This window comes from Campylobacter sp. S4:11 (genome assembly GCF_024723695.1).
Taxonomy (GTDB): domain Bacteria; phylum Campylobacterota; class Campylobacteria; order Campylobacterales; family Campylobacteraceae; genus Campylobacter_D; species Campylobacter_D jejuni_C.
The window spans coordinates 16,114-39,241 of sequence record NZ_JANQDC010000012.1; the positions used below are offsets into that span (position 1 = coordinate 16,114).

Annotated in this window: 23 protein-coding genes and 1 tRNA gene; 14 read left to right on the forward strand and 10 right to left on the reverse strand. The window is 29.3% G+C overall.

Features of this window, described 5'->3' with window-relative positions; translation table 11 throughout:
* Window positions 1–5: 5 nt before the first annotated feature.
* The 3 genes from CAMP5053_RS05460 to CAMP5053_RS05470 are packed head-to-tail and all read right to left on the reverse strand — an operon-like array spanning window position 6 to window position 2,424.
* Window positions 6–725, reverse strand: coding sequence for an arginyltransferase (locus CAMP5053_RS05460; protein ID WP_337217435.1), 720 nt, complete (start codon window positions 723–725; stop codon window positions 6–8).
* A complete protein-coding gene (locus CAMP5053_RS05465) occupies window positions 725–985 on the reverse strand; it encodes a hypothetical protein (RefSeq protein ID WP_337217436.1) in 261 nt (86 codons plus the stop codon). The genes CAMP5053_RS05460 and CAMP5053_RS05465 overlap by 1 nt, the downstream gene beginning before the upstream one ends.
* Window positions 982–2,424 (reverse strand): acetyl-CoA carboxylase subunit A, encoded by a 1,443-nt coding sequence (locus CAMP5053_RS05470; RefSeq protein WP_039617956.1) that lies wholly within the window; start codon window positions 2,422–2,424, stop codon window positions 982–984. The genes CAMP5053_RS05465 and CAMP5053_RS05470 overlap by 4 nt, the downstream gene beginning before the upstream one ends.
* A 120-nt stretch (window positions 2,425–2,544) precedes the next feature.
* Here CAMP5053_RS05470 and CAMP5053_RS05475 point away from each other — a divergent pair.
* Window positions 2,545–2,621, forward strand: a tRNA-Arg gene (locus tag CAMP5053_RS05475).
* 1 nt (window position 2,622) lies between these two features.
* Here the strand turns inward: CAMP5053_RS05475 and CAMP5053_RS05480 are convergent.
* From CAMP5053_RS05480 to folD, 5 genes are all read right to left on the reverse strand, one after another.
* On the reverse strand, window positions 2,623–3,387 hold the full coding sequence (locus tag CAMP5053_RS05480) for a CorA family divalent cation transporter (protein ID WP_087700523.1): 765 nt from the start codon (window positions 3,385–3,387) through the stop codon (window positions 2,623–2,625).
* Complete coding sequence (gene tgt / locus CAMP5053_RS05485; RefSeq protein ID WP_087700522.1) at window positions 3,381–4,502, reverse strand: tRNA guanosine(34) transglycosylase Tgt; 1,122 nt, start codon at window positions 4,500–4,502, stop codon at window positions 3,381–3,383. The genes CAMP5053_RS05480 and tgt overlap by 7 nt, the downstream gene beginning before the upstream one ends.
* A gap of 88 nt (window positions 4,503–4,590) precedes the next feature.
* Window positions 4,591–5,757 carry a pyridoxal phosphate-dependent aminotransferase gene (locus CAMP5053_RS05490; protein WP_337217437.1) on the reverse strand — a complete coding sequence of 389 codons (1,167 nt, stop codon included), beginning with the start codon at window positions 5,755–5,757 and terminating at the stop codon, window positions 4,591–4,593.
* Between the two features lie 162 nt (window positions 5,758–5,919).
* On the reverse strand, window positions 5,920–6,768 hold the full coding sequence (gene lepB / locus CAMP5053_RS05495) for a signal peptidase I (RefSeq protein WP_087700520.1): 849 nt from the start codon (window positions 6,766–6,768) through the stop codon (window positions 5,920–5,922).
* Window positions 6,765–7,613, reverse strand: coding sequence for a bifunctional methylenetetrahydrofolate dehydrogenase/methenyltetrahydrofolate cyclohydrolase FolD (folD, locus tag CAMP5053_RS05500; RefSeq protein WP_240386712.1), 849 nt, complete (start codon window positions 7,611–7,613; stop codon window positions 6,765–6,767). Before folD ends, lepB begins: the two co-directional genes overlap by 4 nt.
* 80 nt (window positions 7,614–7,693) lie before the next feature.
* Between folD and CAMP5053_RS05505 the strand changes: the two genes are divergently transcribed.
* From CAMP5053_RS05505 to CAMP5053_RS05535, 7 genes are read left to right on the forward strand one after another with little or no spacing between them, the layout of a single operon-like run.
* Entirely contained in the window at window positions 7,694–8,038 is a 345-nt protein-coding gene (locus CAMP5053_RS05505; protein ID WP_337212469.1) for a c-type cytochrome, read from the forward strand.
* Complete coding sequence (gene hemL, locus CAMP5053_RS05510; RefSeq protein WP_337217438.1) at window positions 8,035–9,312, forward strand: glutamate-1-semialdehyde 2,1-aminomutase; 1,278 nt, start codon at window positions 8,035–8,037, stop codon at window positions 9,310–9,312. The genes CAMP5053_RS05505 and hemL overlap by 4 nt, the downstream gene beginning before the upstream one ends.
* Complete coding sequence (locus CAMP5053_RS05515; protein ID WP_220555304.1) at window positions 9,309–9,587, forward strand: AtpZ/AtpI family protein; 279 nt, start codon at window positions 9,309–9,311, stop codon at window positions 9,585–9,587. The genes hemL and CAMP5053_RS05515 overlap by 4 nt, the downstream gene beginning before the upstream one ends.
* Window positions 9,571–10,056 carry a hypothetical protein gene (locus tag CAMP5053_RS05520; protein ID WP_337217439.1) on the forward strand — a complete coding sequence of 162 codons (486 nt, stop codon included), beginning with the start codon at window positions 9,571–9,573 and terminating at the stop codon, window positions 10,054–10,056. Before CAMP5053_RS05515 ends, CAMP5053_RS05520 begins: the two co-directional genes overlap by 17 nt.
* Window positions 10,053–11,246 (forward strand): MFS transporter, encoded by a 1,194-nt coding sequence (locus CAMP5053_RS05525; RefSeq protein WP_337217452.1) that lies wholly within the window; start codon window positions 10,053–10,055, stop codon window positions 11,244–11,246. The genes CAMP5053_RS05520 and CAMP5053_RS05525 overlap by 4 nt, the downstream gene beginning before the upstream one ends.
* A complete protein-coding gene (locus CAMP5053_RS05530; protein WP_337217440.1) occupies window positions 11,236–13,245 on the forward strand; it encodes a flagellar hook-length control protein FliK in 2,010 nt (669 codons plus the stop codon). Before CAMP5053_RS05525 ends, CAMP5053_RS05530 begins: the two co-directional genes overlap by 11 nt.
* Before the next feature lie 2 nt (window positions 13,246–13,247).
* Window positions 13,248–13,538 carry a FlhB-like flagellar biosynthesis protein gene (locus tag CAMP5053_RS05535; protein ID WP_012661291.1) on the forward strand — a complete coding sequence of 97 codons (291 nt, stop codon included), beginning with the start codon at window positions 13,248–13,250 and terminating at the stop codon, window positions 13,536–13,538.
* On the opposite strand, the gene CAMP5053_RS05540 is transcribed toward CAMP5053_RS05535, so the two are convergent.
* Both CAMP5053_RS05540 and CAMP5053_RS05545 read right to left on the reverse strand, forming a co-directional pair.
* Window positions 13,513–14,322, reverse strand: coding sequence for a phosphatidylserine decarboxylase (locus tag CAMP5053_RS05540; protein WP_337217441.1), 810 nt, complete (start codon window positions 14,320–14,322; stop codon window positions 13,513–13,515). The genes CAMP5053_RS05535 and CAMP5053_RS05540 overlap by 26 nt on opposite strands.
* Window positions 14,323–15,453, reverse strand: a complete 1,131-nt coding sequence (locus CAMP5053_RS05545; protein WP_337217442.1) for a metallophosphoesterase — start codon at window positions 15,451–15,453, stop codon at window positions 14,323–14,325.
* Window positions 15,454–15,524: 71 nt separating this feature from the next.
* Between CAMP5053_RS05545 and abc-f the strand changes: the two genes are divergently transcribed.
* From abc-f to CAMP5053_RS05575, 6 genes are all read left to right on the forward strand, one after another.
* On the forward strand, window positions 15,525–17,462 hold the full coding sequence (abc-f, locus tag CAMP5053_RS05550) for a ribosomal protection-like ABC-F family protein (protein ID WP_337217443.1): 1,938 nt from the start codon (window positions 15,525–15,527) through the stop codon (window positions 17,460–17,462).
* Between the two features lie 515 nt (window positions 17,463–17,977).
* On the forward strand, window positions 17,978–19,741 hold the full coding sequence (locus CAMP5053_RS05555) for an autotransporter family protein (RefSeq protein ID WP_337217444.1): 1,764 nt from the start codon (window positions 17,978–17,980) through the stop codon (window positions 19,739–19,741).
* A 100-nt stretch (window positions 19,742–19,841) separates the two neighbouring features.
* Window positions 19,842–21,029 (forward strand): M48 family metallopeptidase, encoded by a 1,188-nt coding sequence (locus CAMP5053_RS05560; RefSeq protein WP_337217445.1) that lies wholly within the window; start codon window positions 19,842–19,844, stop codon window positions 21,027–21,029.
* Window positions 21,029–21,829 carry a HemK/PrmC family methyltransferase gene (locus CAMP5053_RS05565; RefSeq protein ID WP_337217453.1) on the forward strand — a complete coding sequence of 267 codons (801 nt, stop codon included), beginning with the start codon at window positions 21,029–21,031 and terminating at the stop codon, window positions 21,827–21,829. Before CAMP5053_RS05560 ends, CAMP5053_RS05565 begins: the two co-directional genes overlap by 1 nt.
* A 29-nt stretch (window positions 21,830–21,858) precedes the next feature.
* On the forward strand, window positions 21,859–22,326 hold the full coding sequence (locus CAMP5053_RS05570) for a DUF4149 domain-containing protein (protein WP_337217446.1): 468 nt from the start codon (window positions 21,859–21,861) through the stop codon (window positions 22,324–22,326).
* 33 nt (window positions 22,327–22,359) lie between these two features.
* On the forward strand, window positions 22,360–23,109 hold the full coding sequence (locus CAMP5053_RS05575) for a flagellin (protein WP_337217447.1): 750 nt from the start codon (window positions 22,360–22,362) through the stop codon (window positions 23,107–23,109).
* Window positions 23,110–23,128: the final 19 nt, after the last annotated feature.

Genomic DNA, 23,128 nt, shown 5'->3' on the forward strand with positions numbered 1-23,128 from the left:
TAAACCTAACTCCACAAAAATGCTTGCTCGTTTAAAGCACTAGTGTGTTTTAAAATTTCATTTGGACTATAATCGGCTTTATACGCTAAAGATTGACACCCTTTTACAAAATATCCCAAATAAATATATTTTAATTTTTTTAATTGTGCAAGTTTAATTTCTGTTAAAAGTGAATATTTCCCAAGACTTAGATGTGAAAAATCAGGGTCATAAAAACAATATATACTAGAAATTCCATCTTCTAAAATATCAATCAAATCAACACAAACTAACTTATTATCCATATAAAAATCAAGCTCATATCCAAAAGTACCCGCATTATCTACATAAAGATTATAATATTTCCTGAAATTTAGATCATAAATTTTCCAATTTCTCTTATCTTTTTGATAATGGTGGTATTTTTCATATAATAATAAATGCTCATCACTTAAAGAAGGTTTTTGTAAGATTATTTTAGTGGCTGTATTTTTTTTCAAAACCCTGCGATAACTTTTGCTAAAATGAAAATTCTCCACTAAAATACGCAAATTTTGACATTCATTGCAATCATTACATATTGGTCTTGAAAAATACGAACCAAAACGACGCCAACCTCTTGAAACTAATTCTTGATTTTGTGCTTTATTAATAAAAGATATATAATTGTACTCATTTCTACAATACCTATTTTCAAGATAAGGACATTCTTCTTCTAAAGTACAAAAACCAATAATATTATTCATTAGATCTTTTTGATATCACTATTTTTTACAAATTCCACAAATTCATTAGCTAAACGCTCTTCTTTTAAAAACATATCTTCAAATTCCTGCTCTTGTTTTTTATCTTCATTTTGCTTAGCTAAATCTTTTTGCATAGTATCTAAGTCAATATTTTTCATACTAACTCCACTTTTACTCGCTTTAACTTTTTCTTTTTTTGTTTGATCTTGTTCTTTTTGGAGTGCTTTTTTTATATCTTTTAATTCATCTAAAAAACTCATGATTGCCTACTTTCTTTTATCTTTTGTAAGGCTGCAGCTATAGCAGCAATTACTTCTTCTTTATTTTCTTGGTGTCTATCTTCTGTCTTTTCCAAAAGCTCTTCCATATGTGTTTCTATGAAAGAAGTATCAAAATACCCTCTTCTAAATTCTCTTATTTTAGTAATTGCAATCAAAAATGGCACAGTTGTTCTAATATCATCAATCACAAATTCTTTCAAAGCTCTCTCAAGCCTATTAACTGCACTATCATAACTTGAACCCTTAACAATTAATTTTGCAAGTAAAGAATCATAATAAGGTGGCACAGTATAGTCTTTATACAAATGACTATCCACTCTTACAGATGGCCCTAAAGCTGGAAAATATTCTGTGATTTTGCCTGGACTTGGAATGAAATTTTTCCATACATTTTCTGCTGTAATCCTAGCTTCTATAGCAAAGCCTCTTGGTTTTATATCGCTTTGTTCAAGATCTAAAATTTCTCCATTTGCTATACGAATTTGTCTTGTGATAAGATCAATTCCTGTGATTTCTTCAGTAATTGGGTGTTCTACTTGAATTCTTGTATTCATTTCCATAAAATAAAATCTATTATAATCATCAAGCAAAAACTCAACCGTCCCAACATTCGTATAACCCACTGCTTTTGCAGCAGCTACTGCAGTAACCCCTATGGTTTTTCTTAGTTTTTCTGAGATACTTGGACAAGGCGCTATTTCAATTATTTTTTGGTGTCTTCTTTGTATTGAGCAATCTCTTTCACAAAGATGAATGATATTGCCATAATTATCTGCTAAAATTTGAAATTCGATATGCCTTGGATTGATAACATATTTTTCCATAAAAACTTCATCATTTTTAAAAAAGCTTAGTGCTTCTCTTTTGCATGCTTCAAAAGATTTTTCTAAATCCTCTTCTTTATGCACTACGCGTATACCCCTACCGCCACCGCCACCACTAGCTTTCAAAATTACAGGATAACCTATTTTTAAAGCTTGGAGTTTGATTTCCTCTAATGTACAATGATTTAATTTTTCGGTGCCTGGAACTACAGGAATTCCATTTTTTTTCATTAAATATCTTGCTATATTTTTATTTCCCATCTTACGGATAACATCTGATTTTGGTCCTATAAAGATAATCCCTGCTTCTTCACACTCTTTTGCAAATTCATAATTTTCACTTAAAAAGCCATATCCAGGATGTATAGCATCAGCTCCACAAGCTTTGGCAATTTCAACTATTCTTTTACCATCCAAATACCCTCTTATAGCATCAGTTCCTATTCTATATGCTTCATCAGCAACTTTTACATGTAAACACTCATGATCAGGTTCAGTATAAACAGCAACACTTTTTATATGTAAATCTCTACAAGCACGGATTACCCTTACTGCAATCTCACCTCTATTGGCTATTAAAATCTTATGTATCATTACTTTGCCTTAAGCTAAAATATTATTCAAAGAAGATTAGCATAAAAATATAAAAATTCTATAAAATTACTTGTTTTTGCTAATTTTAAGAATTTTTTGATAAAATTACTCTTTTATTTTGCGCCCATAGCTCAGCTGGATAGAGCATTTGATTGCGGTTCAAAAGGTCAGAGGTTCGAATCCTCTTGGGCGTACCACTCATTTCTTTTTCTTTTTTACAGAAAATTCATCTAAATCCAACTCTTTTTTATCTTTAAATTGATACCATAAAAATAAAATAAAAAATATAACTAAAATTGTGGTCAAAATATAATAAGTTCCATATTCATTCTCAGATAAAAATAAATTTTTAGTATTCATACCAAAAAAACCAACAATTAAATTTAAAGGTAAAAAAATCGCAGAAATAATACTCAAAAAATAAATGTTTTTATTGATTTTTTCACTTCTTGCAGTATTAATATAAGTATATATTCCTTCTAATCTTGCAATGTTGTCTTTTATGCTTCTTTCTAAAATTGCTAAATTTAAAATAATTGTTTTTAAATTTTTCTTTATAAAGTGTTGTTTACTGTGACATATTTTACAAGCTTCAAGTACAGATGAAACAATCTTAGAACTTTTACCAAGCTTAACTTTTAATATAAAATATTTGGTTAAAAAATTCTTGACTTTTTTATTTTCCAAAATCAACTCTTCTCTTTTTTCTATAGAGAGATTAATAGTATTGTTTTTTTCTTTTTCATTTTGCAAAATTTCTTTTAATATGGCTATAAATTCTGCATTAGAAAATAAAATCAAATTTTCATCTTTGTATTCAAAAATTTGATTATCTTTAAAAATAAAAATATTTCTAGAATTTTTAGCAATATCTAACATAAAAACATCAAATTCATCAAACTCATAATAAGCATTTGATATATTAATATTATTAATAATTTGCTTTAAAGTATCATTTAACATATTCTTTGCCTATAAAATTCTTTTCTAAAATTTTCAAATTCATCTTTGATAATAGCTTCACGCATTTGCTTTACCAAATTTAGATAGTAATGCAAATTATGAATACTTGCAAGTCTAAAAAAGGTTAATTCTTTAGCTTTAAATAAATGATTCAAATAAGCTCTTGAAAAGTTTTTACATGTATAACAAGAACATTTATTATCTATAGGGGCATGATCAGTGATAAATTCTGCTTTTTTGATATTAAATTTTCCAAAGCTAGTAAACAAAGTTCCATTTCTTGCATTTCTTGTTGGCATCACACAATCAAACATATCCACACCCCTTGCTACATTTTCTACTAAATCTTCAGGTGTGCCAACTCCCATTAAATATCTAGGACGATTATTATCTACATAAGGCATCATAGCTTCAACCGTATCATACATAGCCTCATTTTCCTCTCCTACACTTAATCCACCTATAGCCAAACCATCAAAATCCATCTCACAAAGTGCTTGAGAACAAATTCTTCTAGCTTCAAAATCTGTTCCACCTTGGATAATACCAAAGATATTTTGCCCTATTCCTATACCTTGACTTTGCTTTAATTTATGATAATCAATAGCCTCTTTTGCCCATTTTATAGTGCGTTTTAAAGAAAGCTCTATCCTTTCTTTGCTTGCAGGTAAAGCCACTAAATCATCTAAAATCATCATAATGTCTGAATTAAAATCATACTGTGCATCTAAAACACTTTGCGGGGTAAAATAATGCAAACTTCCATCAATATGACTTTTAAATTGAATTCCTTTTTCATCAGGTTTGGAATTTTTACTTAAAGAAAAAGCTTGAAAACCACCGCTATCTGTTAAAAAAGATCCATTAAATTTACTAAAACCATGCAAGCCACCCATTTGTTTAATCACCTTAGATCCTGGTCTTAAATACAAATGATAAGTATTTGCTAAAATGATTTTTGCGTTTAAAATTTCACTCATATCAACAGCATCTAAGCTTTTAATCGCAGCCAAAGTCCCAACTGGCATAAAAATGGGAGTTAAAATTTCACTATGTGTAGTTTTTATACGACAAGCTCTAGCATTTGCACTTTTATATTGAACTTCAAATTCCATTGATTTTCCTATATTTTTTGCATAATCATACCAAAGACTTGCTTATAAGTTTTTTGAAAGAAAGCCTGTTTTTAACAGGCTTAAGAAATTAGTAGTTTTTTACAAATTCAACGATCTTTTCACAACCTTCAATGATATCTTTTTCATTAGTTGCATAAGAAAGTCTAAAATACCCTTCCATACCAAAACCTATGCCTGGCACTAAAGCTACTTTTTGCTCTTCTAATAATCTTTTACAAAATCTCATAGAATCACTATCAACTTCTTTACAAGAGATAAATAAATAAAAAGCTCCTTGTGGAATTTGTTCTAATTTTAACTTATCGCTTTTAGCTAAAATTTCACACGCTAATTCTCTACGCTTTAAAAAAGCTTGTCTCATCATTTCAATATCACTATCTGCTTTTCCAAGTAAGGCTGGTAAAGCTGCGTGTTGAATGATTGAGCAGATATTTGAAGTGCTTTGTCCTTGTAATTTTTTAACAGCATTGTTAAACTCACTCATTTTGCTTGCCATATAACCAAAACGCCATCCTGGCATAGCACCGCATTTACTAAGACCATTAATACTTACAGTTCTATTTAAAGCATCTTCGCTCACTTGCGCAAAAGCACAAAATTCTCCATCATAAACTAATTTTTCATAAATCTCATCACTTAAAACTACGATTTTAGTTCTTTCCAAAACCTTAGCTAAAGCAGTAATTTCTTCTTTAGAATATATTGCTCCTGTAGGATTTGATGGAGAATTAAACATCAAAACCTTTGTTTTTGAAGTAATAGCTTGTTTTAATTGCTCAGGAGTAATTTTAAAGCCATTTTTTGCTTCACCTTCTATAAATACAGGAGTTCCACCTGCAAATTTCACCATTTCAGGATAACTCACCCAATAAGGACTTGGTATGATAACCTCATCACCTTCTTCAACCAAACACTCAATCGCCATAAATAAAGAATGCTTAGCACCAACATTGGTAATGATTTCACTTGCTTTATATTCTAAATTATTATCATTTTTAAATTTATATTGTATAGCTTCTATAACTTCTTTTATACCCACAACTGGCGTATAAGCCCCGCAACCTTTTTCAATAGCTTCAATTGCTGCTTTTTTAATGATTTCTGGAGTATCAAAATCAGGCTCACCTGCTGAAAAACTAATAACTTTTTCACCATTTGCTTTTAAAGTTTTGGCTATATCAGTCATTACTAAAGTTAAGGATTCTCCTAAATTTTGAGATCTTTGACTTAGCATTTTTTATCCTTTATTTTTGCTTTGATTTTTATTTGTGTTAATTGTTACAACTTGGAGCTTAAAAAAATCTACGAATAAAATTAAGAGCGTATATTTTTATAAATTTGTGTAGAAACTATACATTTTCTACACATAAAAATTTTATATTGTTTCTTTGAGTAATTATTCTAAAGCTTCTATATCGCTTTCATTATGATGGATAAACCGCTCATCTTTTTCTATAGTTTCAACCAAACGCCCTACTCTTTCCCATCTAACTTTTTTATTTTCATCCCATGAAAAATAAATAAACCAAGGTTGACCAACTATATATTTATAATCTACACTTCCCCAAAATCTACTATCACTAGAGTGATCACGATTATCGCCCATCATAAAATACTCATTTTCAGGCACCTTATAATAATATGCATTAAAACCATAAATATTATTAGTACCTAATTCATCAAAAGAAGCAGGTTTCATAGCAAATTGACCTAAATTTAAATAGCGAAAAAACACACTTTCTATATCCACTCTAGAATCATAATGTATTCCTTTTTCCACAAAAGGTTCTTTTACAAAAAGTCTTCCGCCTATGATTTTTGTTTTATTAGGATAATAATCTTTCATATATTCATCACCCTCAACCATACGCACATATAAGGTTTTATTTGCAAAAACAACCTCATCTCCGCCCTTAGCCACACATCTTTTTACATAATGAATTTTTGGCTCATGTGGATATCTAAATACTACAATATCTCCTCTTTTAGGACCTTCAGCGCTTACTAAATGTCCATTTTTATTAAAATCAGGCAAAACAGGCACTTCTATCCAAGGAATATGCGGAGTTGGAATACCATAAGAGAATTTTTTTACAAATAAAAAATCCCCTACTAGTAAAGTATTTTTCATAGAACCACTTGGTATAGTAAAAGCTTGTATAAAGAAAAATATAATCAATAAAACAACTATTAAAGTTCCTGTCCAAGATTGCGTGAATTTATAGATTTTTTTCAAAAAATTCATTTTTTAATCCTATTTTTAGCTGATTTTATAGTATTTTCTAAAAGCATTGCTATGGTCATAGGCCCTACCCCGCCTGGTACAGGAGTAATATAACTAGCTTTTTTACTTACATTTTCAAAATCAACATCACCTACTATTTTTCCATCAACTCTATTAATCCCTACATCAACTACTATCACACCCTCTTTAACCATATCTTCTTTTAAAAGATTTGGACAACCTGCTGCTACGATGATAATATCAGCATTTTTTGTATAAGCTTTTAAGTCTTTTGTATAAATATGACAAATACTCACACTAGCATTAGCATTTAATAAAAGCGTAGCCATAGGACGACCTACTATATTAGAAGCCCCTATTACAACTACATCAGCACCTTGTAATTTTATATCATAATGCTCTAAAATTTTCATAACGCCTAAAGGTGTACATGGCAAAAAACCGCCTTTTAAATTTAAATTTAAATTCCCAACATTAAAAGGATGGAAACCATCTACATCTTTATTAAAATTAATGCTTTCTAAGATTATATCTTTATTAATATGCGCTGGCAATGGAAGCTGAACCAAAATTCCATCAACACTATCATCATGATTTAAGGTATTAATCAAAGCTAGCAGCTCATTTTGGGTTGTATTTACATCAAGTCTATAAACCAAAGACTTAATCCCACATTGTTCGCAAGCCTTTGCTTTAGAACCCACATAAGTAGCGCTAGCAGGATCTTCACCTACTAAAATCACAGCCAAACAAGGCTCTATACTTTGGGTTTTGAGTTCTAATACTTCTTGTTTTAGATTATTTTTTATCTCATCACTTAGCTTTTTACCATCTAAAAGTGTCATTTCTTTCCTTAAATTTATAGCTTTCTTTAACTTAAAAAATTGTATCATAATAAAACTTCTTTTTTTGTTAAAGGTGATAAATGAAAATTATTTTATTTTTGTTTTTTATAGTTTATGGTGCTTGGGCTGAAGATTTCATCTCACCTAAAGAATACCAAGAGTCCCTTTACAAAAATCCAAGAGGCATAAGTTGTGCTAAATGTCATGGCGATGGAGGGCAACAAATACTAGGTTATTACACTAAAAATGGAGAAAAAATTCCTTTTATTGTGCCAAGTATTAAAAACACTCCTTATGCACGTTTTAGAGAAATTCTAAGCCAACCTCAAGAAGCAAAAAGCATTATGCCAACTTACTCATTAACAGAAGATGAGATGAAATCGCTTTATGATTATATTACTAATAACAAAAGGAGTAAAAAATGAAAAATAATAAAAAAGCCTTTGAAGAAGCTTGTGAATATATAGCAGGTGGTGTTGATTCACCTGTGCGTGCCTTTGCCAGCGTGGGTAGCAATCCTTTATTTATCAAGCAAGGAAAAGGTGCTTATATTAGCGATATAGAAGATAATACTTATATAGATTATGTACAAAGTTGGGGGCCTTTACTTTTTGGGCATTGTGATGAGGATATTGAAAAAGCTTGCAAAAAAGCATTAGAACATGGTTCAAGCTTTGGTGCACCAACCCTAGCTGAAACTAAGTTAGCTAAATTTATCTTAAAAGATTGGCCACATTTAGACAAAATACGCTTTGTAAGCAGTGGCACAGAAGCTACTATGAGTGCTATTCGTCTTGCAAGAGGATTTAGCAAAAAAGATAAAATCATCAAATTTGAAGGATGTTATCATGGGCATTCTGATTCTTTATTAGTAAGTGCTGGAAGCGGTGCAGCTACTTTTAATACCCCAAGCTCACTAGGAGTTTTGACCGATGTAGCTAAAAATACTCTAGTGGCTATTTATAATGACATCGATAGTGTTAAAAACTTAATCAACAGTGATGATAATATAGCTTGTATCATTATAGAGCCAATTGCAGGAAATATGGGCTTAGTACCTGCTAAAATAGAATTTTTACAAGAATTAAGAAAACTATGTGATGAACATCAAATTCTTTTAATTTTTGATGAAGTAATGAGTGGCTTTAGAGCTTCGTATTTAGGCTCTTTTGGAATTAATAATATAAAAGCTGACATAGTAACTTTTGGTAAGGTTATAGGCGGAGGTATGCCTGCGGCTGCTTTTGCTGCAAGAGCTGAGATTATGGATTTATTAAGTCCTTTGGGTGGGGTCTATCAAGCAGGAACACTAAGTGGCAATCCTCTTGCTATGGCTGCAGGTTATGCGAGCTTAAAAAAAGCAAGAAATTATGAAGGTTTATATGAAAAATTAGAAAAACTAGGTAAAAGACTTACTCAAGGCTTTAAAGAAGCTGCAAATGATTGCAAAATTCCTTTGCAAGTTAATTGCGTTGGTTCTATGTTTGGATTTTTCTTTTGTGAAAACCCTGTTAATAATTATCAAGATGCTTTAAAATCAGATACTAAATTATTTGCTAAATTTCATGCACAAATGTTAAGCAAAGGTGTGTATTTGGCACCATCTCAATTTGAAACAGGTTTCATATGTGAATGTATGGATAAAAAAATCATTGATAAAACTATACAAGCAGCACAAGAAAGTTTTAAAGCCCTATGAACAAAAGACAAAAAATCATTCGCAAAGGCATAGAAGCTGCAGATGGATTAAGCCTTGGTATATCTATGGTTGTGGCTGTTTTAATCGGGATTGGCATAGGCTATTTTTTAAAAAATTTAACCGGTATAGCTTGGCTTTTTTGGGTAGGAGTATTCATAGGAGTAGCTGCAGCGATTTTAAATGTTTATAAAGCTTACAAAGCACAAGTAAAAAGCTATGAAGAATTTAAAGAAGAAAATCGCTATAAAGATTTAAAAAATGATCCTAAAGCCTAAAATTTTATTAAAACTCTTGCTAGGATTAAATTTACTTTTCTTAGCAGGAGTTTTTTTCTACAAAGAATTAAGTTTTAAAACCTTTATAAGCTTTGAATTTGGCTTTTTGGCTCAAAATTTAATCATTCTGATATCTTTTTTAAATTATAAAAATTTTATTTTTAAAGCGGCTAAAAATTACGATTTTACGCAAAGACCTTTGCAAATTTTTGCTAAAAAACAATATTCTTTACCAAAAATTATAAAATTTATCCATATAGATGACGATTTAAAACCAAAATTTAAAAGTATTTTTAAAAACACATTAGTTTTTTTTTCTTTGTTTAAAATTTTTGCTTATGTGTTTTTAATAGCAGGATTTTTATTTTTAGAGTTTCAAGGCCTAATGAGTATTTTTGCCTTGTTTTGTGCAATGTTTGTCACACCCATAGCGGTATTAATATATAATTTTTTAATAAGAAAATGTTGAGCTCAAAAAGAACGATTAGATCACTAACAGCATTATTTCTTGGTATGATTTTTGTTTTTATAGGAAGTGCTTTAACAGTAAATTCCATAGCAATTATTTTAAAACATAACAATGTTAGTAATTTTTACATAGGAATAATAGGAAGTTGTTATTTTCTTGGTGCTATGGTAAGTACAATTAGCGCCCATAGAATAGTTTCTAAAGTAGGACATATAAGATCTTTTGGAATTTTTGCTATCATTTTTGGTATAGCCACTATGCTTCATAGTTTAAATTCTAATCTATATTTTTGGATGGTTTTGAGATTTTTGCTAGGTTTTTGTTACTATGCACTTTTAATGGTCATAGAATCATGGCTTAATGAAAAAGCAAAAAATGCTATTCGCTCAAGAGTAATAGCCTTTTATGAAGTAGTATTTTACTCATCATCAGGCTTTGGAATTTTACTTATGTCATTTGACTTCCCAAGCAATACAGTATTTATTTTAAGTGCTAGTTTTATTATGTTTGCTTCTATTCCTTTATTTTTAATCCGTATTAAAGAGCCAGTTTTACCACAAAAAACCAAAATTTCCATTCCTAAAGTTTTTGATATAGTACCTTTAGCTTTAGTGACAAGCTTTATAGCAGGTATGCTTTTAAATGGATTTTTCTCCATGGCTTCTTTATTTATACTCATACAAGGATTTGGCGCAAAAGAAGCTTCGATTTTTATATTTTGTACCATGTTAGGAGGGTTTATATCTCAACTTTTCATCGGAACCCTTTCTGATAAAATTAGTCGTAAATTTGCTATTATTTTATGTGCTTTTACCGCTTTAAGTGCTATGCTTTGTATTTTGTTATTAAGCTATAATATTTATTTAAAATACTTTTTTGGCTTTTTGCTAGGTATGGGAATGTGTTGTTTATATGCTCTTTCTTTAGCTAGAGCAAATGATATGCTTGATGATTCTAGCAAAAGAGTTGAGTTAGGTAGAGCAGTTCTTTTTACTTATTCTTTTGGTGCTTTATTTGCGCCTGCTGTGCTTGGAACTTTGATGTATTATTTTGAAGGTAATGGTTTTATGTATTTTTACATCGTTTTATTAACTGTTTTAATTGCCTTTGCCATAGATAAACCAAAATTTAAAAATCTAACCAAATTTAAAAGAAAACCAGGTAATATGGTAATGCTAGATGATAACTAATATTTCTAACAATCAAAATCAATTTGCAAAAAACGAAACAAGCAAAGACAACAAAAGTGAGAAATCAGACAAAAAAACCTCACTCAATGATGCTTTAAAAAATCCTTTATTTTCTAAAAATAATCCTGAAGTCAAACTACCTAAAGATTATGTAAGCAAAATCGATCAAAAACTACAAGAATTATTAAATAAACTTTTAGATCAAATCAAAACCAGCAAAGATCCTGATTTAGCAGTATTAAAAAATCACAAAGATTTAAATTTTGCACCTAATTTTGCTAATGAAGTTAAAAAACTTCAAACAGAGCTTTCTAAAAATCCTGAATTTGAAAAACTGCTTAAAATTTTAGAAGATCTAGTTAAACCTGCTAAAGATATCAATAATAAAAATCTTTCATCTTTGGTAAAAAATTCAGGTGTATTTTTAGAAGCAAAACTCAATCATTCTCTAAAAGAGCAAAACCTACCACAAAGCTTTTTTAATCTTTTAAATACTATAAAAGGGGCTACTAGTGAAAATCTAAAACGCGATATAAGTAATTTAGATCTTAAAAATCTTGATACCACAAGCACCTTAAAAGAACTTATTCATATCTTACAAAATCACAAAAAAGATAACAAAATTTCTTTAGAAAATACAAACTACAAGACACTTTTTAAACTATTTGATAAAATAGAAAATTTCAAAAGCTATATCAATAAAAACCCAAGTTCTATTAGTCAAGAAAAGTTACAAAATATTGCTAATAATTTCATTAAAAATCTTAATAAAAATTTAGCACTTATCAATAAAGAACTAGCCAAACCTGAAAATATAAAAATTCAAAATACGCATATACTAAAAGAACTTAGTCAAAACATTAAAGATCTTATAACACTTTTAAAAGACATAAAAAATCACAAAAACAAAACTGAAACAACACAAGAAAATTTAAATAAAGCTCCACATACTAAAGACATCAAAGAAGTGTTAAAAGAGGGAATAAAAACTCCACAAAAAAACACAGAAGATAAAAAAGAAACTCAACAAAAACAAGAAAACATAGCAAAAGATAAAGAAATTCAAAACACAAAAGAAGAAAAAACACCACAAAGTAAAGATATCAAAGAAAATCCCAAAGAAGAGCCAAAAACACCACAAAAAAATACTGAAGAACCAAGCAAAAATGATAACAAAAGTCAAAATTTACAAGCAAATAATACCAAATTAGAAGATATATTTAAAAGCACTTCGGGTAAAATTTTACTAGAAGATATTTTCAAACAAAATGTAAGTAAAAATCTTAATTTTAGCCAAAATCTACAAGAAGAGGTTTTAAATAATCTTAACAAAGAACTAGGCCTAATAGGAAGAAAACTCAACGAGGTTTTAAAAGCTTTAGATCCTAAAAATTATGAAGCAAAAAATTCTTTAGATGATATAAAAAATATAGAAAAAAAATTAGAACTTTCTATAAAAGATCTTGGAAAAATTACCCCAAAAGATACCACAGAAATTTCTTCAGAATTACAAAAAGATATTAAATCTACTCTTTTACAAGTTTCTAATCTGGCTAAAAATTTAGACAATGAAAACATACTAAATCAAGCAAATCGTCTTATAGCTCAGCTTGAGTTTAACCAGCTTTTATCTTTAGCTAATAATAGCATTCATACTTTTTTACCTTTCTTTTGGGATGATTTAGAAAAATCTAATGTAGTTTTTAAACGCGGTAAAAAAGATAAATTTTATGCACAAATTAATCTTGAATTTGAAAAATTAGGAAAAATCAATGTATTTTTATCACTAAGCAATGATAAATACATTGATATAAATATGATGGTAGAAAATGCTAATTTTAGAAAAAAACTTTACGAAAGAGCACATGAGTTAAAAAAAGCCTTAGTTAAAGTAGGACTTCTAAGCTCTAATTTTTTCATCAGCGATATAGTTAAAAGTAAATTTCACAATCAAGAAGAATATAATGACTTTAATATGGGTTTTGATACAAGGGCTTAAAAATGGCTAAAAAAACAAAAAAAGCCGTTGCGCTAGGCTATAACAAAGAAGATCAAAATGCACCAAAAATTCTAGCTAATGCCAAAGGTGAAAACGCTGCTAAAATCATCTCTTTAGCTAAAGAAAATGGCATACCCATAAAAGAAGACAAAGACTTAGTAGAAGTACTTAGTAAGCTTGATCTAGGCGATGAAATCCCACCTAATATGTATAAAGCAGTGGCTGAAATTTTTGCCTTTTTATATAAAGTTGCTAATGAAGATGAGACTAAGCAAAGTCCGCAATCTTCTTAGAAAATTCAACTTGCTCATAAGCATTTTTACTAAATTTTAAAAATCCTTTTTGAGCGATTAAAACTATAGTTGAACCTAGCTCAAAATTTCCAAGTCTTTGACCTTTTTTTACAAAAAGATCTTCATAGGTATGAGTAAAATCAAAATTTGCAGCATTGGTTTGTATGCTAGTATCAAAACTAAAATGCATTTTACCAACATTTAGCGCACCCACAAATACCATCCAAAGTATAAATTTTCCCTCCACTAAGCACTTTAAAACTACTCTTTCATTTTTAGTATAAAGGTTTATAATCTTAGCTAACTTTGCCTCACTCACACTAAATAAAGCTCCACTCATATAAGTAGCACTTAAAATTTGCATATTACAAGGTGCATGATAATGATGATAATCTTTTGGAGATAGATAAATATTTGCATAATCTATGCCATTTTCTAATTCTTCTTTGCTAGCTGAGTTTTTTAAAAGCTCTTCTATACTATAACTTGAACCTTTAATGCTAAAGGCTAAATTTTCTTTTAAGTCATTTTGAAAACTACTTCCAAGTTCTAAAATTTTACCATCACTTGGGCTTATAAAGCCATCTTCTAATTCTCGCTCATTTAATAAAGTTCTTGTAAATAAAGCATTTAAACTCTCGTATTCTTCTAAGGATTTAAATTCGCTCATATTGATATTAAAAGCATTTACATAAGCTTTATTAATGTTTTTTTGTATGATTTTTGGAAATTTATATTTTGCTATGATTCCAAATATTTTTGAAGCACTATTGCTAAATCCCACTCATTCTCCTTTTAATCTAATCAAAGCTATCTCACTAGGAGCTAAAAATCTCACAGCAGGCCCCCAAAATCCAGCTCCACTGCTTACATAAAGCAAACTATCCTTGCTTAATTTATAAAGCCCATACACAAAGCCTTGTTCTAAATATACTAGCAAAGAAAAAGGGAAAATTTGTCCTGCGTGTGTATGTCCTGATAAAATCAAATCAAACCCACTTACATCATAAGTTTTTACATATTTTGGCTGATGCGTGATTAAAATATTAACTTTTTCTTGATTGATTTGAGTTTTGATTTTTTCTATATTGCTTTCTTTAAAACCCAAACGTTTAGCAGACAAATCCAAAGTCCCACTTAAAGTAAAATCCCCAAAATCAACGCTTTCATCTTCTAAAACTTTGAAATTCTTAAGCGTTTTAAGCTTTTTGCTTATCGCATTTATATCATTATAATACTCATGATTTCCATAAACATAATAAGTGCCATATTTTGATTTAAAATTTTCTAATAAATTAATATAAGGCATACTAGCAATATCTGCATCGATCAAATCCCCAGCTATGATGATTATATCAGCATTTAAAGCATTAACCTCATCGATTAAGGTTTTTAAAAAATCTTCTCCTAAATTTTTTCCCAAATGCACATCAGAAAGCAAAACTATATTTAAATCTTCTTTTAAATTTTTAATTTTAATATCTACTTCATTAACCTTAGGCGTGCTGATAGCATTTGCAAAACCTTTAAATACCATACTAACACTAAGTATAATAAGCCAAGAATCAAAAATTAATTTTAAAAACTTTCTTCTTTGAAGGCTAAAAATTTGCTCTTTTTTATTTTCATTAAAAAAAATCCAAGAACCAATTTCAAAAACCACTCCAAAAAGTAAAAAAAAGCAAGTAATGGTAGGAAAAATAGCCAAAATATAATAAAGCTTTTCATGCAAAAAATCCCCGCGCATATTTACAAAAAAGATTAATTCACATGCAAAAACTATTAAAACAAAAGCTATTACAAACTTCTTATAAGGTTTTAAAAAATCAACCCTACTTAAAAATCTTTTATAAATATACCAATTTGCCAAAGCAAAAAATAAAACTAGTAAAGTAAAAAAAACAAACACTCTCATAGTGTAATTTTATTTAAGCAAAATTAATACTTTTTAAAGTAAAATCGCAAAAAAACATTTGGGAAAGAAATTTGGCTTTATTAGATTTAATCGATGCAAATAAGAAATTTAATACAAAAATAGTTTTAGAAAATGCAAATTTTAGCGCAAATTTAGGAGAAAAAATCGCCATTATAGGCAAAAATGGTGAAGGAAAATCAAGCTTTTTAAAAGCCCTTATGGGGACTTTAAAACTAGATAGCGGTAGAGTGATTAAACAAAATAACGCTAGTATAGGTATGCTAAGCCAACAAGTAAGTTTTGAAAGCACCTTAAGTGTGAGCGAAGCCATCAAAAAAGAACTTGAAGAAATTTACCAAGCCTTAAAAGAATTTGAAAGCTATAATGAAAAATTAGCTCTTGATCCAGAAAATAAAGAATATTTAAAAAAAGTAGATGAATTAAGTTTATTTATAGATTCAAAAGATGCATGGAATTTAGACCAAAAAATACAAAGAATATTAGAAGAATTTAAACTATTAGAATATAAAGACAGAACACTTTGCTCTTTAAGTGGGGGCGAGATAAGACGTGTAGGACTTTGCACACTTTTGCTGAAAAATCCTGATATATTATTGCTTGATGAGCCAACCAACCATCTAGATGTATATATGAGTAGCTTTTTAGAAGAAAGATTAAAAGCCTCTAAAATGTGTGTTATTTTCATCTCTCACGATAGATATTTTATCGATGCAATAGCACAAAAATGCGTAGAAATAGAAGCAGGAAAATTAAGCATTTTTGAGGGTGGATATACGCAATATCTAGAAAAAAAAGCAGCTATTTTAACTTCCTTAGCTAAAAGCCATGAAACCCTACTTAAACAACTCAAAAGCGAGGAAGAATGGCTAAGAAGAGGAGTCAAAGCTAGGCTTAAACGCAACGAAGGACGCAAAGAACGCATTTTTAAAATGCGCGAAGAGGCTAAAAAAAACCCAGGAGCTATCAAACGCCTACAACTTGAAATCAAAAGAGCAAGCAAAAATTTTAACCAAACTCAAAGTCAAAACCGCAAAAAAATGCTTTTTGAACTTAAAAATATCTCAAAATCTATTGCCAACAAGACACTTTTTAAAGACTTTAATACACGAATTTTACAAGGTGAACGCATAGCCATAGTAGGTAAAAATGGCTGTGGCAAATCTACTTTTTTAAAAATTTTACTTGATCAAATTCCGCTTGATAGTGGAGAAATTAAAAGAGGTGAAGTTAAAATAGGCTATTTTGATCAAAATAGGAGCTTATTAAATACTGATAAAAAACTTTTAGAAATTTTTTGCCCAAATGGCGGTGATCACATTCAAGTGCGTGGTAAAAATATGCATGTTTATGGGTATTTAAAACAATTTTTATTTCCAAAAGAATTTTTAGAGCAAAGCGTGAGTGTGTTAAGTGGGGGCGAGAAAAACAGAGTTGCCCTAGCCTTGCTTTTTACTAAAGAATATGATGTATTAATCTTAGATGAACCAACAAATGATTTAGACATAGCTACAATTAATATCTTAGAAGAATACTTACTTTCTTTTGAAGGTGCGATTTTGCTTGTCTCACATGATAGATATTTTGTTGATAAAATAGCAACTAAACTTTATGCTTTTGAAGATAATGCAAATATCAATATAGAAGTTCTTTCTTATAGTGAATATTTAGAAAATGAAAAAGAATACAAAGACTTTGAAGAATTTTCTAAAAGTTTAGAAACAAACACTACAACAAGTGTAAAAACAAAAGAAAAATCAAGTAAAAAACTAAGCTATAAGGAAAATGAAATTTTAAACTCATATCCTGATAAAATTCATAAATTAGAAGAAGAAATCAAAGAAATCAAAAATGCTCTAAGTAATCCCACAATCTATCAAGAACTAGGTATAAATACCCTTTATGAAAAGCTAAACTCTTTAGAAAGTGAACTTAGTATTTTAGAAGAAGCTTATTTTGAGGTTTTGGAAAAAAGTGAGGATAATTTATAATAATTTTTTATTATTTTATTTGCTCTATTTAACAATCATAAATTTTAATTTGTTTTTGATTGATTTTTTTTGTTATAGTTGGTATAATTTTCTTCCTCGTCATAAAAATTTATTAAAGGAGTTTTAAAAACAATGAAAAAGTTGAATAGAAAAATTTTTCTTTCCGCTTGTGTTGCTACTATGGTAGCTAGTTCAGCTCATGCTGTTGTGGGGGGGGGGTATCGTTTACAGATTCTAACCTAAAAGATGAAAATAAAAACGGAAATTACTCTTTCATAGTAGATAAAGATACAGGTTCTATCTACAATATCTCTTCTGTCATTGGATCTAGTTTTGATGGCAAAACAAACAAATTTATCAATCACCTAAATATAGATGCAGCTAAAAGCACATTTAATGTTGGTGCCAATGGCCAAGATGCGGAAATCGGTCATTATTTTGATGGAGAAAAAGATAAATTTTATTCTTTTAATATAAAAGCAAAAGAAATAATTTTTGATGGCAAAAATAATGCTTTGGGTCAAGATACTTCATTAAATGTAGGCAATACTGGGGTTATAGAAGGAAATCTAGCTCTACTTAATGGTGCTGATCTTTTCATTAGCAATGGTACCTTAGGAAGTCAAAGTGCAAATGGTTCTTTACTAGTAAAAGGTAATTTTGCTGCAACAAATGCAAATCTTGACTTTTATGGTAACCATAGCTTTCATATAACTGGAAAAGCAAATATAACAAACTCAACATTTAGCGCTACCAATGCTCCAGTAAGTGAAAACGGTATCTTTTTACTAAGTGCTGATGGTGGTTTTAATAAAAACATTACAACTTCAAATACAGCAGGTGTTTATACTGAAATTTCCATTGGAAACAACAATGAAATTTTACTTAAAATATTAACAGGATCTACTCCAGGTTTTACGGAAAACCCAGGATCAATAGATCCAGGGGAAATTCGAATACAAATTAAAGATCTTAAATACAAACTTACAACAATTGGAAATTCTTTATATCTTCAAGCAGATACATCAGCTTGGAAAAATTATAAACCAAATGAAATTAGTCAAAATTTAATTACTGCAAAAAAAGAAGCATTAACACAATTGAGCAATCATTTGAGAGCACAAATTGGATTGCCAGCGCCATTAAATCAAAATCAGCAACAAGATCCTGATGCTGATATTAAAAAGATTATAGAAAAAATAGACACTGAAATAGATCGATTAAACAATTCAACAACGGCATTCAATCAGCAACTTGATGCTATTTTAGCATCTTTATTAACATCAAACAGACAACAAGCAGCAAGCAGTGCGTTAACTGATGCTATACTAGGCAATGCACAACAAGCCAAAAATATAGCAAATTCAGCCAGAGAAAGCACAAACAACTCTAACCGTCAAGGTGCTATCCAAGTTATCAACCTAGCTAATGAAATGGCTATTTCAACTAGAATGATGCAAGATAGAAATCAAGGCGAAAACAGTATTTGGTCTAATGCATTTGGTGGAGCAAATATGATAGGTAGCGAAAGCGACTCTGTATATGGTATTACACTAGGTATAGATAGACAATTTAGTGATTCAGTATTATTTGGAGCATATTTAACTTATGCTGATTCTAAATTAAACTACAATTCTATCAGTCAAGATGCAGACAATTTACAATTTGGTGCGTATTCAAGAATAACAAATGGGCAACATGAATTTGACATCAAAGCATATGCACAATTTAGCTATACAGATCAAGAGAGATTTTTAAATGGAACCAGCAATAAATCTGACTACACTCAAACTTTCTTAGGTGCAAGTGGTGCATATGGATATGTATTTAACATGGGTGATAAATTTGATATTAAACCATTGATTGGATTAAATGTTTACTATGGAAAAACTCCAGATTATACAGAAAATGGTCTTTGGGCTCAAAAAGTTTACTCAATGGACAGCTTTGCAGCGAGTGCTGAAATTGGAGCAGAATTTAGAAAAGGTTTTGATGGCGGTAACTATTTCTATATCACTCCAAAAATCGAACAATTCTTTGCTACAAGTGGAGATGACTTTGAAGGACGCTTTACAGGAAATAATAGCATGAAATACCATGTAGCTGGTGCTGAAAAAGATAAAACTTTTGGTAAAATCCTTATCGGAAGTAACATTAGTATAACAGATAGATTCTCTGTTGATCTAAGCATAGGTGCTAAACAAATCTTAGGCAATAAAGATGATAATACCGATGAAACTTACCTAACTGGTAATATTGGCGTTAAATACTCATTCTGATTAGCAAAAAAAGAATTCTTCTTATGCAAGCATAGGTAAATTTACCTATGCTTATTTACTTTCTTATTGCATACTTTTAAAAAAATTACATGGAAAAACTATGACTTTAATATCTATTTTATGTATTTACACAACTTTTTTAGTTTTTATATCTTATATGCAAATTTCTTTTTTAAAAAAAGAAAAAGGAAAACAAGCAATTATTTTAAGTGAGCATGATTATAAAAACGCTGCAAATATCGCCATAGAAAATGAAAAATACAAAATATTTTCTAATCTTTATAATCTGATAATTAACATTTTTTGGATTAGCTTTGGCTTTTTGTATTTAAAAGAATTTTTTATAAAAGAAAATTCTACTTTAGAAAATACTTTATTTTTACTTGCATTTTTATTGATTATTAGTATTTTAAATTTACCACTTAGTTATTATGAAAGCTTTGTAAAAGATAAAAAACACGGCTTTTCAAATATGACTTTAGCGCTTTTTGTTAAAGATAGTATTAAATCTTTAGCTCTAATGCTCGTTTTTGGCTTTTTAATCATCTATGCCTTAGTATTTTGCTTTGAATTTTTTAACACATACTGGTGGATTGTTGCTTTTGCCCTAAGTTTTATAATCATACTTATTATAAATCTTATCTATCCTACACTTATTGCACCTATGTTTAATAAAATGAAAAAACTTGAAGATGAAAATTTATTAGAAAAAATCACTAATTTGATGCAAAAATGTGGTTTTAGCACAAATGGTGTTTATATTATCGATGCAAGCAAAAGAGATAAAAGATTAAATGCTTATTTTGGTGGTTTATTTAAAAGCAAAAGAGTAGTACTTTTTGACACGCTTTTAAATGCTTTAAAAGAAAAAGAACTCATTGCTGTTTTGGGTCATGAGCTAGGACATTTTGTACATAAAGATTTACTAAAAATGTTATTTTCTAGTGCTTTGATGCTTTTTGCTTTATTTTTTATCTTTGCTCATTTACCAAGCTTTTTTTATATTGAAAGTCATTTAGATGGAGTGAATGCTGGAGTTTTTGCACTTTTATTGATTTTTGGCAATATTTTTACTTTTATTATCTCTCCACTATTTAATAAAATGAGTCAAAAAAATGAATTTAATGCTGACTTACATGGGGCAAAACTAAGTTCTAAAGAAGATATGAAAAATGCTCTTATAGCTTTAGCAAAAGAAAACAAAGCCTTTGTTAAAACAAGTAAAATTTACACTTTCTTTCACCTAAGCCATCCTTGCATTTATGATAGAATTAAAGCTTTACAATGATTTCAATCAAACAAGCTTTAAAGCAAGCTTACACAAAAGATCCTGCTCACAAAGAATATATACTTTTTATTCTTTGTGAGCTTTTGCAAAAAGATAAGGCTTGGATTTTTTTAAATCCTGAATTTCAAATTAATGAAAAAGTTTTTTTAGAATATGTAGATAAATTTTTAAATGGCGAGCCTTTTGAATATTTATTTCAAAAAACGCAATTTTATGGTTTAGATTTTTTTACTGAAAAAGGGGTTTTAATACCGCGTTTTGATAGTGAAATATTACTTGAAAAATGCTTAGAAATTTTAGATCATAACTCTTTTAAAAATATACTTGAGATCGGTTTTGGAAGTGGAATTTTAAGCATCTCTCTAGCAAAGTTAAAACAAATTTTTATACAAGCTTGTGATATTAATCCAAAAGCACTAGAGCTTGCTAAAAAAAATGCAGATTTTCATAATGTTTCAAATTTAATTAATTTTCAACTTTGCGATTTTAAAAATATGCGTGGAAATTTTGACTTTATTTTTTCTAATCCACCTTACATAAAAAATGACTATCCTTTGGATAAATGGGTGCAAAATGAACCGCACAATGCTTTATTTGGTGGGGATAAAGGCTGGGAAATTTTACATGAAATTATCCTTTTTGCTAAAAATAATAACACAAAAGTTTTAGCATGCGAGTTTGGTTATGATCAAAAAGTAATTTTAAATAAAATTTTAAAAGAAAATGATTTCAAGGCTACCTTTTATCAAGATTATAATGGATTTGATAGGGCCTTTGTTGCGTGGAATTTAAAAAATTAGACTATAATTATCTTTTTATAGGAGAAAATATGAAATCAATATATTTATTTTTATTAGCAAGTTTAATTGGGATTGAAATTAGCATAGGTGTATTTTTAGCTCCGACTATATTTTATCCTGCTAAATTCATAGGCGAAGGGATTTTAACTCATTTTCAAAGTGGGCTTTTAATGACACACATTTTTGTGCAATTTGGTTATGTTTTATTAGGTATGAGTGTTTTATCTATTTTAATGGAAATTTTTTCATTCAAAGACAAAAATTTAACTTTTAAAATAAATTTTTCAAAATTTATGCTTTCTTTAATCATTTTGGCACTAAGTTTGCTTTTTGTATTTTACTTCACTGCTTATGTTTTAGAAGCGCAAAGCTTAGGAGAAGAAGCAACTAAGACTCAAGAATTTATAAAAATTCATGGTGCAAGTGAAGTTGTGATGAAAATTATCATGTTATCACAGGTAATTTTGTTTTTTTTAAATTTTAAAACAAAAAAGTGATATAATAAAACAAGTCTTTAAAAGGAGTCAAAGATGAAAATAGGCGATATAGGAACAACTCAACAAAACCATTACTTAAATCAAGCTCAAAAAAGCCAAGAAAAAGCTTTAGAAAATATAGCCGCAATGCGTGCTATAGACGGAAGCGATGGGGCAAATTTAGCTATAGCTGATTCTTTAAGAAGTCAGTATAGCACTATAGATCAAGGTATTTTAAACGCTTATGATTCAGTGGGTGTTTTACAAATTGCCGATTCAACACTAAGCAATATATCAGCTACAGCAGATAGACTTAATGAACTTTCTGTACGCTCAAATAGCGCTGCATTAAATGACAGACAAAAAAGTATGCTAAACGCTGAAGCAAATAAACTTATAAGTTCAATCAATGATGCATTTTCAAATGCAACTTTTAACGGAAAAAATGTTTTCCAAAGTATGGATTTTGTTGTTGGAGCTGGGGTTGAAAGTATTAATTTAAATCAACTAAGTACAGCAAATTTAAGCCTTGAAAACCAAGATGGAATTCGCGATTTTCAAGATCAAGTAGGTTCTTTACGTGCAGATATTGGTGCTGGGATTAACGCTATTCATTCTAATATCAACTCATCTTTGCAAACTAGCATAAATACCAAAGAAGCTGAAAGCAAATTGCAAAATAACGACTTAGCACAAAATATCAATGATTTTAATGCAAATTATCTAAAAGAAAATGCGTTTTTATTTGCAAATGCTCATTCAAATGTAATGTTACAAACTAAACTAGCAAGCCTACTTCAATAATAAAACTCCCAAATAAGGG

Coding starts and splice junctions, on each gene's coding strand:
- CAMP5053_RS05460 (WP_337217435.1), bottom strand. CDS start 725: ATGAATAATATTATTGGTTTTTGTACTTTAGAAGAAGAATGTCCTTAT.
- CAMP5053_RS05465 (WP_337217436.1), bottom strand. CDS start 985: ATGAGTTTTTTAGATGAATTAAAAGATATAAAAAAAGCACTCCAAAAA.
- CAMP5053_RS05470 (WP_039617956.1), bottom strand. CDS start 2,424: ATGATACATAAGATTTTAATAGCCAATAGAGGTGAGATTGCAGTAAGG.
- CAMP5053_RS05480 (WP_087700523.1), bottom strand. CDS start 3,387: ATGTTAAATGATACTTTAAAGCAAATTATTAATAATATTAATATATCA.
- tgt (WP_087700522.1), bottom strand. CDS start 4,502: ATGGAATTTGAAGTTCAATATAAAAGTGCAAATGCTAGAGCTTGTCGT.
- CAMP5053_RS05490 (WP_337217437.1), bottom strand. CDS start 5,757: ATGCTAAGTCAAAGATCTCAAAATTTAGGAGAATCCTTAACTTTAGTA.
- lepB (WP_087700520.1), bottom strand. CDS start 6,768: ATGAATTTTTTGAAAAAAATCTATAAATTCACGCAATCTTGGACAGGA.
- folD (WP_240386712.1), bottom strand. CDS start 7,613: ATGACACTTTTAGATGGTAAAAAGCTAAGTGATGAGATAAAAAATAAT.
- CAMP5053_RS05505 (WP_337212469.1), top strand. CDS start 7,694: ATGAAAATTATTTTATTTTTGTTTTTTATAGTTTATGGTGCTTGGGCT.
- hemL (WP_337217438.1), top strand. CDS start 8,035: ATGAAAAATAATAAAAAAGCCTTTGAAGAAGCTTGTGAATATATAGCA.
- CAMP5053_RS05515 (WP_220555304.1), top strand. CDS start 9,309: ATGAACAAAAGACAAAAAATCATTCGCAAAGGCATAGAAGCTGCAGAT.
- CAMP5053_RS05520 (WP_337217439.1), top strand. CDS start 9,571: ATGATCCTAAAGCCTAAAATTTTATTAAAACTCTTGCTAGGATTAAAT.
- CAMP5053_RS05530 (WP_337217440.1), top strand. CDS start 11,236: ATGATAACTAATATTTCTAACAATCAAAATCAATTTGCAAAAAACGAA.
- CAMP5053_RS05535 (WP_012661291.1), top strand. CDS start 13,248: ATGGCTAAAAAAACAAAAAAAGCCGTTGCGCTAGGCTATAACAAAGAA.
- CAMP5053_RS05545 (WP_337217442.1), bottom strand. CDS start 15,453: ATGAGAGTGTTTGTTTTTTTTACTTTACTAGTTTTATTTTTTGCTTTG.
- CAMP5053_RS05560 (WP_337217445.1), top strand. CDS start 19,842: ATGACTTTAATATCTATTTTATGTATTTACACAACTTTTTTAGTTTTT.
- CAMP5053_RS05570 (WP_337217446.1), top strand. CDS start 21,859: ATGAAATCAATATATTTATTTTTATTAGCAAGTTTAATTGGGATTGAA.
- CAMP5053_RS05575 (WP_337217447.1), top strand. CDS start 22,360: ATGAAAATAGGCGATATAGGAACAACTCAACAAAACCATTACTTAAAT.